Origin of the sequence: Acrocarpospora sp. B8E8 (assembly GCF_039871605.1) — a bacterium.
Lineage (GTDB): Bacteria > Actinomycetota > Actinomycetes > Streptosporangiales > Streptosporangiaceae > Acrocarpospora > Acrocarpospora macrocephala.
The window spans coordinates 17,726-35,670 of the sequence record NZ_JBDPLV010000075.1 but is presented as its reverse complement, the minus strand read 5'-3'; the positions used below and the strand labels follow the sequence as shown (position 1 = coordinate 35,670).

Sequence of the window (17,945 nt, the reverse complement as noted above, 5' to 3'; positions counted from 1 at the left end):
ATCAGCCGCCTCCTTGGTCGTCGATGATCTGTTGCGCGCGGTTGAGGGCCGCCTCCAGGCGGGTGCGGATCGCCGAGCCCACACGCTGGAACCCGAGTTCGCGGGCGACCTCCCTGACCCGGTCTTCGCGTCTGATCTGGAGCGCGTCACGGAGCACCCAGACGCTGAGGGCGACAAGTTCGTGTTCTGGGTACTCGCCGATGTTGCGGCGGTATTCGACGTAGGGGCGACGGCCACGCCGGGCTCGCGGGTCCGGTGGCTCGGGGTCGCTCTCCACATCGCTTTCGGAGGTCTGCGGCGGGGCGTCGGAGGTGGCGACGGCGTGGCGCCACGCCTGGACGATGGCTGCGGTCTGACCGTCCGGGTCACGCAGCCACTCTGCGGACCAGAGCCGATGGAATCGCCAGCCGAGCGCTTCGAGGTGAGCCTGGCGTAGCCGGTCGCGATCACGAGCGCTGGCCGACTTGTGGTAACGCTCGCCGTCGGCTTCGACGGCCAGCACCATGCGGCCTGGGCGCTCGGGGTGGCTCAGCGCAAAGTCGACGCGATAACCGCCGCAGCCGTACTGGGCCTGCACTGGCAGGTTCTCCCTCTCAAGGGCGTTGAGAACACTACGCTCGAAACCGTTGAGTTTCTGGTCGCCGGAACCCGCCCTCTCGATTTCTCCGTCCCTGGCGGCGAACACCAGGAACCTGCGCAGTAGCTCGACGCCTGAATGCCTGGCTGATCGGGTTCGTCCGGGGTCCATGTCGTCGGGGTGGAAAGCGCTCACGACGGTCAGGCGGCGGCGAGCGCGCGTGATCGCGACGTTCAGCCGCCGATGGCCGTCTGCCCGATTCAACACGCCGAACTGGTAAGTGAGGACGTGGTTCTTGGCGCGCGCGTAGCCAAGGCTGAGGATGATGACATCGCGTTCGTCGCCCTGTACCGTCTCCAGGTTCTTGACGAAGAATCGCGAGCCGGGGCCCTTTCCGGCAGCGAAGAACTCCGCCAGATCCGGCCGGCCTCGCTGGGCCTCGTGCAGCGCCTTCTCTATGCGGTCCGCGTGCGGACGGCCCAGGGTGATCACACCCATCGTCAGGTCCTTCTGGTATTCGGCGTGGTGAAGCACCAGGTCGACGACCCGTTTGACCTCTTCAAAGGAGGAACCGCTCTGACCGGGGATGGCGACGGCGTCAGGAACATGCTCGAAGCGGATGGGAGGCTCCGGCTGGACTCCTGGGAAGGTGGTCAGGGCCTTGTCGTAGATCTCGACGTTGGAGAAAGCGATCAGCCGTTCGTCGCGGCTGCGGTAATGCCAGGAGAGCCTGGTGCGCGTGCGGATGAGCGCCCCGAGCCGAGTCAGAATCGACTCGTAGTCGGTGAGGTCGTCGTCGGTGTCGTCGGTGTCGACAGACTCGGAAAGGGTCCGCTTGAAATAGTCGGAGGGCGGCAGTTGGTGCTCGTCCCCGGCCACGATGACCTGCGCGCCACGCATGATCGAGGTGATCGCGTCCGGTGGAGCGATCTGACTGGCCTCATCGAAGATCACCATGTCGAACAGGCGTTGCGCTGGGAGCATACGGCTGACCACGATCGGGGACATCGCCCAGCAGGGGAACGTCGCGAGCAGCACGTCCGGCGCCTTCTCGATGAGACGGCGCAGGGGCATGTGTCCCCGGCTGCGACTGGCCTGCTCCAGGACGATCTTGCTCTGTTCCCGGTTGCTGTCGCCGACCTGCCGAATCCGCTCGGCCACTTTCCGCTTGACGCGTCCTGCCGTCATATGGACGTGTTCCCGGTCGGCACGCTGGAAGTGGGTGATGACTTCAGAGTGCGTCTTGCCGGAGAAGCTACGCAGATGGTCGGATTCCTGACGCATCTCGTCGAGTAGGGAGGTTAGCCACACGCGCTGGAGGATGTCGGCGGACGCGTCGGCTCCAGTGTTCCGGTCGGCCAGCTTGTCGAGCAACTGGCCCAGCCCGAGAGCGTGGAAGCGGTCGGTGATCTGGTTGTGCTCGGGCATACGGTTCAGCGTGGCGCGCTCGGCGTGCAGCTTCGCCATGGTCGCGGCGACCTCCGCCGGAGTGTGCCGGTCCTCGAACCGGACCAGCGCGGTGTGTTCCGCAACCGCTTTCAGATCGTCGAGGAACGTAGCGAATCGTTCCGCTTCCGGTACCCGCCCGGCCAGGTCTGCCGGGAGAGTCCTTCCCTCGGAGCGGGTAAACCAGTGTTCGCGCTGGTCGAGGGCAGCCGTCAGTTGCGCGTGCAGAGCCTTGCGGCGCCGGGGGCCATTGACCGCCAGCCGCATGGCCCGCCAGCGTAGGAGGATCAGCGGCCACAGCCCCATCGGGCGCGGTCGCTGGGCGCGCCAGCGCCGGTCCGCGGTGGCATAGTGCAGATCGACGAGATCTTCGTCGAAGATCTCAGACCCGAAGACCGTCAGCGTACGCGTCACGCCCTCGAGCAGGTGAAGCAATTCGCTCCACTCCCCCAAGGTGCCGGGCTCCTGGAGTCCCGCGCTTCCGGCCAGTACGCGGACACCGGCGTGCAACTCCAGAACGCTGGCGGGACTGAGCCGGTCCAGCCGGTGCAGGAGAGTACGGAGGGCCTCCCGGTCCCGCACCTGACTGCGCGACCACAAGGACTCCCCAAGTCGGATCTGGTGGCCGCCCTGGTTCACATACCGCCGCAGATCGTCCTGCAGCTCGTTGAGCACGCTCAGATTGACTGTGCGCAACGCGGCGACAGCCAGCCGGATGTCACTGGTGAGCTCGGACGGAAGCGCTAACAGCCGGTCCACCGCCTGGTAGAAGCTGATGCCCCACGGTTCACGCCGACCGTGGATCTCGACGTCATGGAGCATGGCCGCCGCCCGGCGCCGTTCCAGGCGGGCGTGCGATTCAGCCGCCTCGACGGGGGGCTCCCGCTCGGCCCCCTCCAGTGCCTGCTGGATCTGTTTGGCGATCTTCTGCTGCTGGACCCGCCTGTCGTGCAGGTCGAATACCAGCCGGTCCAGCCCAGCGGCGGCGAGGCGATCGGTGACCGCCTCGATCGCGGCGCGTTTCTCCGCGACAAAGAGCACACGGCGACCGTGAGCGGCCATGGAGGCGATGATGTTGGCGATGGTCTGGCTCTTGCCGGTTCCCGGCGGCCCATCGATCAGCAGATGCCGACCGGCCAGCGCCCGGGAGATCGCCTGCTGCTGAGAGGAGTCGGCGTCGCAGATCAGGAACTCGTTCTCCGGGCGGATGGTGTCGCTGGAGACCTGCTCAGGGGCAGGTTCACCGAGGAGAGTACTGGTGGCGTCGGGATCGCCCGCCAGGGCCGCGATCACCGGGTGCCGTGCCATCAACTGGCCGCAGGTGCGCAGTTCTTCGACCATTGGAAGCTTGTCGTAGCTGAAAACCCCCGCCAAGAGCAGGCTCTCCAGCCGTGTCGAGTGGCCGTGGAGTTGTAGCGCCTCCTGCAGCATTCGGTAGACCTGCTCAACCTGATCCTCGTGGTGGGCTGCCTCGGCAAGCAGTCCGTCGATCTTTTCTTCCAGGTCCCCAGGGTCCACGCCGAACAGGCGATCCAGCGCGTACATGAGGGTGGGGTTCACCACCACCTCATCGGACAACTTCAACGTGAAGTCGGACTCGGTACGCGCGAGCAAGGCGAAATTCTGTAGCAGGAGAGGAGCACGCAATGGGGTGATGCGGCCTCGACGGGAGTGCGGGACAACATGGATCAGCCCGCGAACCAAATGGCCGACCGCGATTCCCTGCTCCTCCTCGAAGGTGAGAATTCTCTTGCGCAGAAGCTGCGCCCGAGTGCCCATGACGTCATGGCGGGCCGGGTCCTTGAAAAGCGCGCTCAGCAAGGTCGGCCGGTTGCCGAAAAGTGCTGTCAGTGCGGCGACGTCTGCGTCGGCGAGATCGAGCCCGCTGGTCGCGCTGGGTTTGAAGTACAGCAGGGGATTATTCCCGCCCAATTCGACCAGACTGTCGGCCCATTTCTCGGCCGCTTTATGAATGAGGTCGACCACCAGGCAAATTCCTTTCCGCTGAATTTGGGCCGAGCAGGGCATCTTCTCAACGGAAAACGAGTACGTCCAGATTCGTCTTAGCTATCTCACTTCATGGTCAGGTGTTTGTCCCGGCAAATTCCATGATTTCGGATGCCCACTCCGGAGGTGTGCCTTCCGTCGGGCGACGAGGGCGCCGCCTGAAACGTGGCCGAAACAGATGACTACTGCGAATTACGTGCCAATAGTGGCTGCCGGGGGGGGACGAGCTGTCGAAAGAAATGCACCTCATGAACCCGCTGTCCAGGGTTGAAGGAGTTCTCAGATCGTGAGGCCGAGAGCGATCAGCGGGTTGTGGAAGTCGTCGCGGGCTCAGCGGGTTCCGTCGGCGATGTTGGTGAAGGTGAGCTGGCGTGACGGCCGATCGCGTGGCTGCGCATGATCGCGGGGATCGATGGAGCTGAGGCGGTCCGGATCTTGCACCGGTCTTCGCCGAAGGTCACGTCTCGGACTGTCGCAACGTCACGCAACACCCCTGGCGGCCCCCGGGAGAACGGAGGTGATGATCCTTGTTCTCGATCGATCGCTCGCCGCGGATGAACTCGGCCGGTCGGCGGGGACCGGCCCGGTGAGCGGTCAGGGTGGTGACCCCAGGACCGCAACGGTCGGCAACGGCTTGCAGTTCAGGTCGTCGACCTTCGGTTCGATCAGGTAGAGCTGTGTGACGTGCGGGAGGCGTGTCCCGGGTGGGGCGGGCACGGTCTGGATGGTACGGATCTCGGTGCGGCCGTGGCCGTGGCCGTGGCCGTGGCCGTGGCCGTCTGCTCGATGGGGACCTCGCTCCAGGGCAGGGCGTTGAGCTGATCGAACAGACCCCTGCTGATTCCCGCCGGCGGGGAAGACAGGGAAGGTCTCGCGGCGGTGCGGGTAGCGGGCGTGCTTGCGCCGGCGATGCGTCATGTCGGCGGAAACGACCGTGTTCTGATCGGGCCTGGCGGATGGCTCATCGCATGGCGGGTGGGTGGGTAGATCTTTTCACGGGGGCTTTGACCTGCGGTTTTTTCGCGGATCGAGGCCAGGTTTTGTCGTAGCCGCCCGATAGCGTGAGGGGAGTTGTTCGGATCCACCGGTGCGAAAGGGGGGGCGCCTTCCATGCTCGGGTCTCCGCTCGACGTGCGGGATCCCTCCCGTGCGGAGGGCGCCCGCGGACGCGAGCTGCCCGCCTTCCTGAAGGGCACGATGCTGGACCCGGACTACGTCCCGCCCCAGCGTTCCACCGACGACGCCTACAGCGACACATACGGCAACATATACGGCGACAACATCTACGGCGAGGCAGACGGCGAGGCAGGGCAGCAGAACGCAAGGCAGCAGTTCCTCCACGGCCGCTCCCCCGACACCGGCTCCTCCACCGACGCCGGCCACTCCACCGAGGCTGGCCCTTCGGCCGACAGCCCCACTGATGCCGGCCGTTCCACTGACGCTGGCCGCTGCACCGGCGGCGCCTGCTCGGGGCCGGGGAGCTCTGGTGAGCCGGTGGGTTCGGGAGTGCTGGTGGCCGCGCTGCGACAGCTCGCCTCCCGGATTGCGGTGACCGACCTGCCCGAGGGCTGCGGGGTGTGCGTGGGCGAGACGGAGGATCTGCTGTTCGCCCAGGATCGGCTGGACTCGGCGATCGCCGCGCGGGTGGGGCGGGTGCATGCGTCCGGGGAGGCCAGGAGTGCCGGCAGCGGCGGGCACGCCTCGACCGGGACGTGGCTGCGCGCCTCGGCGGGGATGAGCGGCGCGGGCGCCTCCCGTCTGATCCGGCTCGCCATGCAGTTGGCCCGGCTGCCTGTCGTCCGGGATCGGTTCGCGTCCGGCACGCTGGCCGAGGGGTCGGTCGAGGCGATCTGCCGGGTCACCGCCCATCTGGACGATGCGCAGGCCGGGCTGGCCGAGCCGATCCTGCTGGATTTGGCCGACCGCGCCTCCCCGGCCGAGATCGGCAAGGCCGGGCGGTACCTGCGGGAGCTGCTGGACCCCGGCACCCTGGAGGATGACGCCGACGCCGATTACGCCGCCCGTTTCCTGCTGGTGCGCCCGTCTGGTACCGGCGGCGTGGAGGGGGAGTTCCGGCTGCCCCGGGAGGCCGGCGCCCGCCTGCGCGAGTTCCTCACCGCCTACGCCAGACCGAAAGGCAAAGACGAGGACCGCCCGCTCCGGGTCCGCCAGGCCGACGCGCTGTCGGCGCTGTTGAGCAGGAAGGTCACCACCGAACTGCTGGTCCTGGTCCGGGCCGAATCCCTCCCCACCGACCATCCCACCACCGGCCACCCCACCACCGGCCACCCCACCACCGGCCACCCCACACACGACCACCCCACCACCGACCACATCACCGGCCATCCCACTCATGACGCCGACTCCACCCATGCGGCCTCCACCGCGGCGTCCGGCACGCCCGCCACGCCGACCACACCTGCCACGGGGGCGTCGCCATCGCAGAGCACATCCGGACGCGCCGACACCGCCGCGGCCGACGCAGTTGCGGCCGACACCGTTGACCCCGACACAGCCGCAGCTGGCACCGCCAACGCCGACACCGCTGACGCCGACACCGCCGGCTCCAGCGATACTCGGCCCGGGACACCTCCGGCCGGTGACGGCTCGACCTGCCGCGCGGGCGGTCCCCGCCACACTGGAGGCACGGCTTCAGCCAGGGCGGGTGCCGGCAGCGCGGGCACCGGTTCAGCCGGGGCGGGTGCCGACAGCATGGACACGGGTTCAGCCAGAGCCGATGCCGACAGCACGGACATGGGTTCAGCCAGAGCAGGTGCCGACAGCACAGACACGGGTTCGGCCGGAGCAGGTGCCGACAGCACGGGCGCGGGTTCGGCCGGAGCAGGTGCCGACAGCGCGGGCACGGGTTCAGCCGGAGCAGGTGCCGGCCGCGCGGGCACGGGTGAAGGGCCGGTGGAGGAGGCGTGTGGGACCTGTGGGCACATGCCGGACCGGCTGGCACCCGGGCTGCTGATCGCCACCGGGCAACTGCTGCCCATCTCTGACGTTCACCGGCTCGCTCGCACCTCACGACTGGTTCGCCTGGTGGTCAACGCCCAGGGCCAGGTCCTGGACATGGGCCGCGCGGTTCGCCTGGCCACGCCCGCCCAGCGGCGGGCCGTCCTGGCCCGCTACGCCACCTGCTACCGCGAGGGCTGCCCCATCCCCGCCGACATGGCCGAAATCGACCACGTCAAGGGCTGGGCTGAGGGCGGCACCACCGACCTGGACCTTCTCGCCCCCGCCTGCACCTGGCACAACCGCGACAAAGCAACCCACCCCGACCGCTACCGCACCCGCCGCAACCCCGACGGCACCTGGACCCTCCTCTACCTCGGGAAAAGGAACCGCTTCGCCGGACGGTTCCGGCGCTGAACCGGACCGGCACGAGAGCGCCACCCACCCAGGCCGGGAACCCAGGGGTTGAGAGAGTTCTTCGATCCTGAGACAGCGCGTGAAGGGTCGATTCTGGCGGCCATGCGTAGCTACGCGATCGGCGCGCTAGGCCTGCTGAACTTCACCAATATCGCCGGAGGTACCCGCTGGGCACGCGACGACTTCCACAACCCGCTCATCGCCCTCGGCCTCACAAGGTGAGAATTCCTTCGGCCTGAACCCTCTGTCCCAGCCGGTCCAGGACACACGCATAGCGGCTTCAGCCGCGGATCGTGCGGGGGTGCATCGGAGCTCTCCCGCTCGGCCTCGCCGAAGATCCGGGCGGTGGCGCGGCCGATCTCCCTGACCAGCAGCGCGTTGACTTGGTGGCGTCGCTCCAGGTCCACGCCAGGACGCCCAATGATGTTCCGCTCTCTCCGTCTTCAGGCGCTGCTCGGCACGCCAGTGGATCAAGCCACCCGTCAGGACTTCGCCGCATTGATCGGCCTGGAAGCCGCGTGGGAAGCCGAGGATCTGCACTATTCTGCACTATAGGGCCACCTTCATAGGGCCACCTTCCAAACTCCCAAGGCGACGTGGGCGATGCCATCGCCGTCGACGTGGCGACCTTCGCCAACGCCCGCCGCGGCATCATCGTGGTGGGCATAGCCGACAAGAACTATGCGCCATCCCAGCATCGACCGGACCGCCGCCTTCATCCGGGAGGTGCACACTGCTATCGATCGGGTGCGGCCGCCTCTCTTATATGCTGTGAAACCGCTCTCCAAGGATCCAGATAGCTCCTCTAATCCTAAACGAGGCATCCTGTTGATCATGGTCCCTGCCAGCACGGGAGCACCACAGGCGGATCTCGTCCGACCCGACACCGCCAGGCATAGTCGGACCCTTCCGCGCGACCCCCTGACCCCAGGCAAAAGACCCTGTCTGGGACGGTCCGAAGGAGTCGAACGGAGAGCTCCCATCTCAATCGCTCAGGACTCCCGTCCGGGATGGATGGGCGTTCTGACGTTGTAGGTCATCAGGTACGGAAGTGGCGGGTGAACCAGTCCCGCGCGAGAGCCGCGACGGTCTCCAGGGCTCCAGGTTCTTCGAACAAGTGGGTGGCGCCGGGGACGGTTTGGAGCAGATTCTCGCAGCGCAACCGTTCCTGCGCCGCCTTGTTGAGATCGATCACCACCTGGTCGCGGCCGCCCACCACCAGGAGGGTCGCCGCCCGTACGGCGGAGAGCCGCGGGCCGGCCAGATCGGGGCGCCCGCCCCGGGAGACGATGGCGGCAACCCCGCTGCCCGGCTCGGCCGCCGCCCACAGCGCGGCCGCGGCTCCGGTGCTCGCCCCGAAATAGCCGATCGGAAGACCTGCCGACCCAGGCTGATCAACCAGCCAGGCGGTGACCTGGATGAGCCTGCCGGCCAGCGACTCGATGTCGAACACGTTGGTTCGGTCGGCTTCCTCCTCCAGGGTGAGCAGATCGAACAGCAGTGTCGCCAGGCCCGCGCCGTTGAGCACCGATGCCACATACCGGTTGCGCGGGCTGTGCCGGCTGCTGCCGCTGCCGTGCACGAACGCCACCACCCCGTCGGCGTTCGCCGGGACGACGAACCGACCAGGCAGCCGGACCCGCCCGGCGTCCACCTGAACCTCCTCGGCGGAGCCGGGCGGATCGGATTCCGTGGTGCTTTCCTCGCGCGACCGCCGCAGCAACTCGACTACCTGCTCGTCGGCGAGCTGGGGGAAATGGGAGTAGCAGGCGCTGATCGCATAGAACTGGCCGGGTGTCTCAAGGCATACCACCTCATCGGCGACCTCCCGCATCGCCGCGATCGTGTCCGGCGGTCCCACCGGAACCGCCAGCACCACTCGGGCGGCGCCGCGCGCACGGGCGACCTGGCAGGCGGCGCGAGCCGTCCCGCCCGTGGCGATGCCGTCATCCACCACGATCGCCGTACGGCCCGCCGGATCCACCGGAGCGCGGTCACCGCGGAAACGGCGCACGCGACGCAGCAGTTCGGCCCGTTCCTCCTCTTCCACCATGGTCATATTCGCCGGCGTGAGATGCGCGCGCCAGGCGATGCCGTGGTTGACCACACGCGCTCCGCCCTCCCCGATGGCGCCGAACCCGAGTTCCGGATGGAAGGGCACCCCGAGCTTGCGGACCACGATCACATCCATCGGAGCGCCGAGAGCGCGGGCGACCTCGAATGCCACCGGCACGCCACCCCTGGGCAGCCCCAGGACAACCGGGCTCTCGGCGCCGACCAGCCCACGCAGCCGCTCGGCCAGCCGAATGCCCGCATCATGACGATCAACGAACACTCCGCCTTGCCTCCTAACCCCGTTCCTCCCGGGAGGGGCGGACGATGGCGACGGGCTTTGGTTCTCTCTCCATGGAACCCTGCCGGGACGAACGTGCGCTGCGGACGAACGTCACTTCCACCAGGGACCAAAGCCCGCGACGTAGGTAAAGCCGCTGCGGCTGCCAGCCGGGAAGCCGCTCACGCCTCCTCGGCGGTACCGACACGTTGAGCCTAGAACGGCCTCCAGAAATTATCAACGGCCTTGTTGACACATCGCCGTTGGCGCGTTTCGATGCCGTTCAGACATTCACCCCCCTCCCGGGTGGTGGCGCCACAACAGCAAGGAGGTGAGCGTCGTGCTGGACGTCAGGACCGCCATGCGTCGCTCCGCAGAGTTCCACTGGGACCGCCCCGCCATCGCCAGCGACGGCCGTCAGCTGACGTTCGGTGAGGTCTGGCAGCGCGGGACGCGGCTGGCCGGCGCGCTCCTCGCGGCCGGCCTCGAACCCGGCGACCGCGTGGCGGTCCTCGAGGACAACTGCGTCGAGGCGGCCGACTTCTACATCGGCTCCGCCGTCGCGAACCTCATCCGCGTGCCGCTCTACCGGCGCAACTCGTCCGCCGCGCACCGCTACATGCTCTCGGGCACCGGGTGCAAGGCCGCCGTCGTGGCCGAGGAGTACGCCCACGAGATCAAGGACATCGTGGCCGAGCTCGGCATCACGCTGATCGTCCGCGACTCAGGCTATGAGGACTGGCTCGCGTCGTTCCCCGACACCGACCCCGACCCGCGCGTCGAACTCGACGACCCCTTCATCATCCGCCACTCGGCGGGGACCACCGGCAGGGCCAAGGGCATCGCCTACACCCACCGGGCCTGGATGAACACCACCCGCGACTGGTTCTTCATGCTGCCCCCGGTCGAGCCGGGGGACAGATGCCTGCACGTGGGCCCGATCAGCCACGGATCGGGGTATCTGTTCCTGCCCGTGTGGCTGGCGGGCGGGTGCAACGTGCTGGACCGCAGATTCCAGGCCGACGGCTTCGTCGAGCGCGTCGCGCGGGACGAGATCGGGTGGTTCTTCGCGGTCCCCACCATGATCGCCGACATCGTGGCCGCGGTCGACGGCAGAAGGCAGGACCTGCCGTCCCTCAAGGCCGTGATGATCTCCGGTGCGCCGATCAGCGTCCGCACCGCGCGGGCCGGGCACGAGGTGTTCGGGGACAGGCTGTTCCAGATGTACGGCCAGACCGAGGCCGTGCCGGTCTCCTTCATGGGATCCAAGGAGTGGTTCTCCGACGTCCCCGGGTCCGAGCCGATCGTCTCCGCGGGCCGCGTGATGCCGTTCGCCGAGCTGGAGATCCGGGACCCGGACAACAACTCCCTGCCCATCGGCGAGGAGGGCGAGATCGCCATCCGCTGCGACGGGCAGATGACCGGTATCTGGGGCGACCCCGAGCTGAGCGACCGCCGGCTGCGGGACGGCTGGGTGCTCACCGGCGACGTCGGCCGGCTCGACCGGAACGGCTACCTCTACGTCGTCGACCGCGTCGACGACATGATCGTTTCCGGCGGCTTCAACATCTGGCCCGCCGAGCTGGAGCAGGCGATCCAGACGCTCCCGGACGTGCGGGAGGTCGTCGTCTTCGGCGTGCCGCACGACAAGTGGGGCGAGGCACCGATGGCCGTGGTCGTGAAACCCGCGGACGCGGACCTGGACGAGGACACGGTCATCGAGGCCTGCACGCGCCTGCTGGGCTCCTACAAGAAGCCCCATACGGTCGTGTTCCGGGACAGCCCGCTGCCGCGCAGCCCGGTCGGCAAGATCCAGCGCAAGGTGTTGCGGGAGCCGTACTGGGCCGGGGAACAGCGCCGCGTGCGCGGCGCCTGAGCCCGTTCCCCGTTCATCGGGGCCTCCTCTGATGACGGCGCCGGGCCGTGAGCTCCTCGAAAGGTATGTCAACGCATGTGTTGACACCCATGGGCCGAGAGGCCTATCAATAGGCCTCACGGGTGCCAGGAGACGATGAAGGAGTTCGGCGATGATCATGGAGTACGAGATGGTGGCGGACCTCGCGAGGAGCGGCCGGTGACCCGCCATCTGGGTAAAGCCGTCCTTGTCACCGGGGCCGCGAGGGGGATCGGGCGCGCCGTGGCCGAGACCTTCGCCGCGGAGGGCGCCGACGTCGTCGCGTGCGACGTCGGCGCCCCCGTCCAGGGAGCCCAGTCCACGACCGCCTGGCGGGACGACCTCGACGGGACCGCCAGTGCAGTACGCGCCCTGGGCCGGCGCTGCCTCGCCGTCCCCGTCGACGTGCGGAGCCAGGCGTCGCTGGACGAGGCGGTCGCCCGCGGTCTCGAGGAGTTCGGGCGCCTGGACGTCGTGGTCGCCAACGCCGGGATCATGCAGTCGGCGCAGTTCTGGGAGATCGCCGAGGAGACGTGGCAGGCGGTCCTCGATGTCAACCTCGGCGGGGTCTGGCGGACCGCCAAGGCGGTCGCGCCGCACATGATCGAGCGCCGCTCGGGAGTGATCCTCGCCACCGCGTCGGTCCAGGCCCGCAGCGCGCGCAAGGGGCTGGCGGCCTACACGGCGTCGAAGCACGGGCTGCTGGGCCTGATGAAGAGCCTCGCGCTGGAGCTCGGCGACCACGATGTCCGGGTCAACACCGTCCTGCCCGGCGCCGTGCACACCCCGATGATCGACAACGATGAGGCGGGCCGGCTCGGCGGAGACTCGCCTCGAACCGCGTTCTTCCGGAAGATGGCGGCGCTGCGCAACCGCTCCGCTCTCCCGCCGTCCTCCGTCGCGGCGGCGATGTCGTGGCTGGCCTCGGACGAGGCCGGGCACGTCACGGGCGCGGAACTGCAGGTCGACGCGGGATCGCTGATCCTCCCGGGGCTGAACCACGCACCCGTGATCGACTGAACCGTCACGATCGTCCTCACCTCTCGTCGAGCTCGGGTCGCGACCGATGCTCGTCCGTGCGGGCAAATATCAACGGCATCGTTAATAGTCCAGACAAAATCGTTGATAATCCGCCGCGCGGACCCGCCACGTCTTCCGACATCTGATGCTTGCCTCTACCTGCTGTTTCACACCGAGCACCCCGCCCCGAGTTCAGAGATGCGTTCCAGGACACGGAATCTGTAAACATAGGCGTTGACAACCCTTCGGCCGGTAATTATCGTTCCGGGTCACATGTCCGGATCACACCGGTTTCCGGCCCTGAGACATCGGAGAGCGACATGGTCGTCTTGCGGCTTCGCCATGCCCGGATAGTGGCCGCCACCGCGGTGATGCTCGCGGTGGCAGCGTGTGGCGGTGACGGCGGGACCTCGTCGAACACCCCCGGCGCGCCCTCGGCGAGCACCCTGAAGGTGGGCGTCTGCGTGCCCAACGGTCCTGGGCTCGCGGGTGTCGGGGAAGGCATAGAGAAGGGCGCCGACCTGGGCGCCCAGAAGGTCTCCGCCGACGGCGGGCCGACCGTCGAACTCGTTCCGATCGACACCGGTCAGCTGAATACCGACCTCGCGATGGAGAACGCGCAGAAGGCGGTCGAGCAGAACGGCGTGCAGGTCGTCCTGTGCTCCGGCTCAAACGTCGTCTCGGCGATCGTTCCCTACCTCGAACGCCGGGGAGTGGCCAGCTTGCTGATCTCCAGCAGCGCCACGCCGTACACCAACGGCGCCAAGCTCGCCCAGCAGATGCAGGCTCTGCCCGCGACCGAGGCGTCGGCGATGTGGGACTTCCTCGCCTCCGGAGGGCCCGCCGCCCGCCGCGTCGGGGTGCTGTACGTCGACTACGAGTTCGGCCAGTCGATGGCCACGGCGGCGCAGGACGCGGCACGGAAAGCCGGCCAGGAGGTCGTCGCGGTCGAGTCCTACCCCCAGGGCAGCACCGACGTGCGGCCTCAGCTGTCGAAGGTCCTCGCCGCGAACCCGGACGCCGTCTTCCTGGCCGCCACCTCCGGAGACGATGCCGGTCTCGCCGTGCGCCAGGGGCGCGAGCTCGGCTACTCCGGTGTCTTCCTGAGCAACTCCGGCGCGAAGACAGCGGCCCTGTCGTCCCTCCCGACCGCGCGGGACGGCGTCTACGTGTCGGGCAACGACGTGCCCGAGGCCACGCCCGGGCCGCTGTCCGACCTCGTGGCGAGGACGACCATCCACGCCCTGCTGACCTATGACTCCGTCGTCGAGGCGGGCACCGCCGCGAGGGCGGTCGGCGGGTCGATCACTGGCCGGGCCCTGATCGACGAGATCCGCCGCGCCGGCGCCAGCGCGCCAACCGTCGGAAAGTACGGCTTCCGGCCCGACGGCAGCACGGACATGGCATTCGGGGTGTTCCGCGTGTCTGCGAGCGGTTTCAAGCAGGTGCACGCCTACACGCCGCTGGCCGACTGAGGGAGACCGTCGTGACCGCTGTCCTGTCCCACGGGCTCTCGTCCGGTGCTCTCGCCGCGCTGTTCACGGTCGGGATCGCGCTGGCCTGGCGGGTCGTCGGCCTCATCGACTTCCATCTGCCGGCCGTCTTCGTCGTGGCCGGCTATGGGACGGTGTCGTTCCAGGACCTCGGGCTGCCGCTGCTGCCCTCAGCCGTGCTGGGGGTCGGCGTGGCCGCGGGCTACGCCGCACTGCTGTTCCTGCTGGTGCACCGGCCGCTATTGCGCCGCGGAGCGAATCCGGACGTCGTACTCATCGCGACGCTCGGACTGCTGGCGATGGCCCAGGCGACGCTCGGATGGGTCTACGGGCCCGTCCGCCGCTATCCCTTCTCCGGGGTGCAGACCACGGTGGAGGTCGTCGGCTTCCGTTTCAGCGCGGCCGATCTGGCCGCCATCGGACTGGCGATTCTCCTGATCCCGGCGCTGCTCACGTTCTTGCGGCGGACCTCGCTCGGCCTCTCCCTGGAGGCGCTCTCCGAGAACCGGCAGCTCGCTCTCGTGACCGGAGTGAACGAACCCGCGGCACAGGTACTGACCTACGCCCTGGTGGCGGTCTTCGCGGGCGCGGCCGGAGTCGTGTCCGGTGTCGTCGCGGGCGTCGATCCGGCTATCGGCGTCGGGCCGTTCCTGGTGGCCTTCGGCGCGGTGCTGGTCGGTGGCCACCAGTCGCTGGTGCGTCCGGTCGTGGCCGCCGTGCTGCTCCAGGTCGTCGTCGCGTTGATCAGCTGGCAACTGCCCGCCCAATGGGATCGGACGGTGCTGTTCACCGCGATCGTCGCCACGTTCCTCGCCCGTCGCATCGTGGTCCGCCAGGTCCAGCGCCGGCGGGTCATGCAACTGGCGGCAGCATGACCTACCTGCTGGCGGTCCTGCTCACGATCTGCATCTGGACGGTCGTCGCGCAGGGACTGGTGCTCGTCTTCGGGCACGGCGGCGTGTTCTCGGTGGCCCAGATCGCGTGTATGGGCGTCGGCGGATACACCACGGCGCTGATCGCGTCCGGCTACGAGAGCCCAGGGCTCGGGTTCCTCATGGCGCCGGTCGTCGCCGCGGCGGTCGGGGCGGTGATCGGGCTCGCCGCTGTCGCGGGCGCGGGCGAGAGCGCCCTGCTCGTCACCTTCGCGGCGCAGTTCGTGTTCGAGGATGTGGTGACCAACCTCCGGGGGCTCACGGGAGGCGCCAACGGCATCTCCGCCATACCTCCGCTCACCGTCAGCGGCGTGGCGCTGCTCGACCCGCCCGAACTGCTCGCTCTGACGGTTCCGGTCCTGGCTGTGGTCGCGCTCGGGCTGTGGGCGCTGACGGCGAGCCCGTGGGGGCGCCGGCTCCGGGCCCTGCGGGACAACCGCCATGCCGCGCCGGCCTACGGCATCCCACGGACGGCGCCACTCGTCCAGGCGTTCGCCGTCTCGGCCGGCGTCGCGGGGATCGGCGGCGCACTCTATGTCGCCACCGCCGGATTCGTGTCGCCCCATTCCTTCGGCCTCGACCAGCTGGTGATGGTGCTCACCATCGTCGTGCTCGGTGGCCAGACGCGGCTCGCCGGTGCCGCCGTCGGCGCGGTCATCGTCATCCTCCTGCAGCGGCTGCCCGCGTACGTGTCGTTCGGCGGGTCCGTGGACCAGCATCTCCCCCAGTTCCTCTTCGGTCTGCTCCTGGTGCTCGCGATGCTCCTGCTCCCCAACGGCCTGCTCCGGGAGAGACCGTCGGTACGGATCGAGCCCCGCGGTGACCGGACCCCGCAGTTCACGACCTGGTTGAGCAGCACCTTGAGGAGAACACGATGACCACTGGGGGCACGCACGACGTGCTGACGGTGCAGGACGTCTCGAAGAGCTTCGGCGGGGTCCAGGCGCTCGACGGCTGCACGTTCTCGATGCGAGGCGGTGGCGTGACGGGGCTGATCGGCCCGAACGGCGCCGGGAAGAGCACCGTCGTCAATATCGTGACCGGGTTCGTCCAGGCGGACCGCGGCACGGTGCGGCTGGGCGGGCACGGCCTCCATTCCCTGTCTCCGCTGGAGATCGCCCGGATCGGAGTCGGGCGAACCTTCCAGGACCTGCGGCTCTTCGACGGGATGACCGTCCTGGAGAACCTGCTCGTTGCCCGCGAGGCGCGGGAGGAGAGCACCCCCGTCCCGCGACGCGGCGGACGGCGATCGGCGCGGGGGCCGGATCTCGACGCCGCCACGGAGGTGCTCGATCGGCTCGGCCTCGGCGACGGCGCCGATCGGTGGGTCCGCGAGCTCTCGTACGCGGAGCGCAAGCTCGTCTCGCTGGGGCGGGTCCTGATGACCGAACCGCGCGTCGTGTTCCTCGACGAGCCGAGCTCAGGAGTCGACCTTAACGCCCTTGAACACTTCGGCAACGAGATCCGGACCCTGCGCGAGCGGGGCGCGATGGTCGGGGTGATCGAACACAATGTGGAGGTTATCCGGATGTGGTGTGACGACGTCGTGTTCATGACACGCGGCCAGGTGCTCCGGCAGGGCAGCCCAGACGAGGTCTTCGCGGACCCCACGGTGCTGTCGGAGTACGTCGGCGGAGGTGCGGCGCATGCCTGACGCGCTCGTCGTGAGGGGGGTGACCGCGGGATACGGCTCCTCCCGCGTCCTCCGCGATGTCGATCTCACCGTCCGGAGTGGTGCGATCACCTGCCTCCTCGGCGCGAACGGCGCCGGCAAGACGACGCTCGTGCGGGTGGTGTCCGGTTTGATCACCCCGGTCGCCGGAGGCGTCACCATCGACGGGAAAGCGCTGCTCGGCACGCCGCCGTGGCATCGGGTCCGGGCCGGGCTCGGCACCTCACTGCAGGAGAACATCGTCTTCCCGGGTGTCTCCGTCCGGCAGAACCTCCTGCTCGCGGGCCGCGGCCTGCGGGGCAGGGCGAGGAACGAGCGGGCAGCGGAGCTGCTCGACCTGTTTCCGGCGCTGGCCGGCCGGGTCGACGTGCGAGCGGGCGCGCTCAGCGGCGGCGAGCAACGGATGCTCAGCGTGGCGATGGCGCTGACGCCCCGCCCCGCAGTCCTGATGCTCGACGAGCCGTCGATCGGGTTGTCACCCGTCATGGTGGAAACCATCTTCGATCGCCTCCGGCACGTCCGCGACGCGACAGGCACCTCGATCCTGCTGGCGGAGCAGAACGCCATGGCCGCCCTCGCGATCAGCGAGGAGGCCTACGTCCTGCGATCCGGATCCGTCGTGGCCCACCGTCCGGCGGCGGAGCTTCGAACGAGCGAGCAGGTCATGGCGCTGTTGTAATCACGCGGTGAGCGTGCTGAGCGTCAGCGCCGCGATGCTCAGCACGAGCATTCCGCCGGACGAGGTGAGGCTCCAGTCGCCGACCCGCAGGTGGGACGCGACCGCGCCGACAAAGTAGAGCACCACGCCGATCGCGGCGGCGATCCCGAGCGCGGGCACGGCGAAGCCGACCACCAGTCCCCCCGCCCCCACCAGCTCGATCACTGCGAGGTACGGCACCAGGTTCTCCGGTACCCCGACCGTGCGCATCACTTTCATCTGCAGGTTCAGCCGGAGCAGCTTGCCTCCGGCGGAGGCGAGGAGCCCGAGGATCAGCACGGCCGACACGATGACGCTGGCGATGGCCACGTGTACTCCATTCTCATTCGGAAACTGATGGGATCTGTTCAGCGGGACGTCGAGTTCAGCGGTTTCCCGACGAGCACACGGCCGTAGTGCTCGTCAGTCGAATTGGGCCTCGTGTCCGCTGGGCGTACAGGAATGGCTTACTACGAAGCACTGACGTTTTCTCACTGAAT

Annotated in this window: 13 protein-coding genes; 9 read left to right on the top strand and 4 right to left on the bottom strand. The window is 68.5% G+C overall.

The window, feature by feature from the left end:
• Window position 1: 1 nt before the first annotated feature.
• Window positions 2-4,009: an AAA domain-containing protein gene (locus ABGB08_RS44690; RefSeq protein ID WP_347603686.1), complete on the bottom strand. Its 4,008-nt coding sequence runs from the start codon at window positions 4,007-4,009 to the stop codon at window positions 2-4.
• A 615-nt stretch (window positions 4,010-4,624) separates the two neighbouring features.
• The gene (locus ABGB08_RS44685; RefSeq protein WP_347603684.1) at window positions 4,625-4,948 is read right to left on the bottom strand and encodes a hypothetical protein; all 324 of its coding nucleotides are present in this window, start codon (window positions 4,946-4,948) and stop codon (window positions 4,625-4,627) included.
• Between the two features lie 192 nt (window positions 4,949-5,140).
• Here ABGB08_RS44685 and ABGB08_RS44680 point away from each other — a divergent pair, with 192 nt between their 5' ends.
• Window positions 5,141-7,405 (top strand): hypothetical protein, encoded by a 2,265-nt coding sequence (locus ABGB08_RS44680; protein WP_347603682.1) that lies wholly within the window; start codon window positions 5,141-5,143, stop codon window positions 7,403-7,405.
• A gap of 420 nt (window positions 7,406-7,825) precedes the next feature.
• Entirely contained in the window at window positions 7,826-7,960 is a 135-nt protein-coding gene (locus ABGB08_RS44675; protein WP_347603680.1) for a hypothetical protein, read from the top strand.
• 484 nt (window positions 7,961-8,444) lie between these two features.
• Here the strand turns inward: ABGB08_RS44675 and ABGB08_RS44670 are convergent, their stop codons facing one another.
• Window positions 8,445-9,740, bottom strand: coding sequence for a phosphoribosyltransferase family protein (locus tag ABGB08_RS44670; RefSeq protein ID WP_347603678.1), 1,296 nt, complete (start codon window positions 9,738-9,740; stop codon window positions 8,445-8,447).
• Between the two features lie 328 nt (window positions 9,741-10,068).
• Here ABGB08_RS44670 and ABGB08_RS44665 point away from each other — a divergent pair, with 328 nt between their 5' ends.
• The 7 genes from ABGB08_RS44665 (at window position 10,069) to ABGB08_RS44635 (ending at window position 17,427) form a co-directional block, all read left to right on the top strand.
• Window positions 10,069-11,613 (top strand): AMP-binding protein, encoded by a 1,545-nt coding sequence (locus ABGB08_RS44665; protein WP_347603676.1) that lies wholly within the window; start codon window positions 10,069-10,071, stop codon window positions 11,611-11,613.
• Window positions 11,614-11,811: 198 nt separating this feature from the next.
• Entirely contained in the window at window positions 11,812-12,651 is an 840-nt protein-coding gene (locus ABGB08_RS44660) for a mycofactocin-coupled SDR family oxidoreductase (RefSeq protein ID WP_347603674.1), read from the top strand.
• Window positions 12,652-12,971: 320 nt separating this feature from the next.
• Complete coding sequence (locus ABGB08_RS44655; protein ID WP_347603672.1) at window positions 12,972-14,126, top strand: ABC transporter substrate-binding protein; 1,155 nt, start codon at window positions 12,972-12,974, stop codon at window positions 14,124-14,126.
• A gap of 11 nt (window positions 14,127-14,137) precedes the next feature.
• On the top strand, window positions 14,138-15,019 hold the full coding sequence (locus ABGB08_RS44650; protein WP_347603670.1) for a branched-chain amino acid ABC transporter permease: 882 nt from the start codon (window positions 14,138-14,140) through the stop codon (window positions 15,017-15,019).
• Window positions 15,016-15,954: a branched-chain amino acid ABC transporter permease gene (locus ABGB08_RS44645; protein WP_347603668.1), complete on the top strand. Its 939-nt coding sequence runs from the start codon at window positions 15,016-15,018 to the stop codon at window positions 15,952-15,954. The genes ABGB08_RS44650 and ABGB08_RS44645 overlap by 4 nt, the downstream gene beginning before the upstream one ends.
• Window positions 15,951-16,730: an ATP-binding cassette domain-containing protein gene (locus ABGB08_RS44640; protein ID WP_347603666.1), complete on the top strand. Its 780-nt coding sequence runs from the start codon at window positions 15,951-15,953 to the stop codon at window positions 16,728-16,730. Before ABGB08_RS44645 ends, ABGB08_RS44640 begins: the two co-directional genes overlap by 4 nt.
• A complete protein-coding gene (locus tag ABGB08_RS44635) occupies window positions 16,723-17,427 on the top strand; it encodes an ABC transporter ATP-binding protein (protein WP_347603664.1) in 705 nt (234 codons plus the stop codon). Before ABGB08_RS44640 ends, ABGB08_RS44635 begins: the two co-directional genes overlap by 8 nt.
• Here the strand turns inward: ABGB08_RS44635 and ABGB08_RS44630 are convergent, their stop codons facing one another.
• The gene (locus tag ABGB08_RS44630) at window positions 17,428-17,775 is read right to left on the bottom strand and encodes a DoxX family protein (protein WP_347603662.1); all 348 of its coding nucleotides are present in this window, start codon (window positions 17,773-17,775) and stop codon (window positions 17,428-17,430) included.
• Window positions 17,776-17,945 lie beyond the last annotated feature (170 nt).

Excerpts from the sequence above, each read along its gene's own strand:
- ABGB08_RS44645 (WP_347603668.1), top strand. The coding sequence starts at position 15,016 with ATGACCTACCTGCTGGCGGTCCTGCTCACGATCTGCATCTGGACGGTC.
- ABGB08_RS44680 (WP_347603682.1), top strand. The coding sequence starts at position 5,141 with ATGCTCGGGTCTCCGCTCGACGTGCGGGATCCCTCCCGTGCGGAGGGC.
- ABGB08_RS44640 (WP_347603666.1), top strand. The coding sequence starts at position 15,951 with ATGACCACTGGGGGCACGCACGACGTGCTGACGGTGCAGGACGTCTCG.
- ABGB08_RS44675 (WP_347603680.1), top strand. The coding sequence starts at position 7,826 with ATGATGTTCCGCTCTCTCCGTCTTCAGGCGCTGCTCGGCACGCCAGTG.
- ABGB08_RS44685 (WP_347603684.1), bottom strand. The coding sequence starts at position 4,948 with ATGACGCATCGCCGGCGCAAGCACGCCCGCTACCCGCACCGCCGCGAG.
- ABGB08_RS44655 (WP_347603672.1), top strand. The coding sequence starts at position 12,972 with ATGGTCGTCTTGCGGCTTCGCCATGCCCGGATAGTGGCCGCCACCGCG.
- ABGB08_RS44635 (WP_347603664.1), top strand. The coding sequence starts at position 16,723 with ATGCCTGACGCGCTCGTCGTGAGGGGGGTGACCGCGGGATACGGCTCC.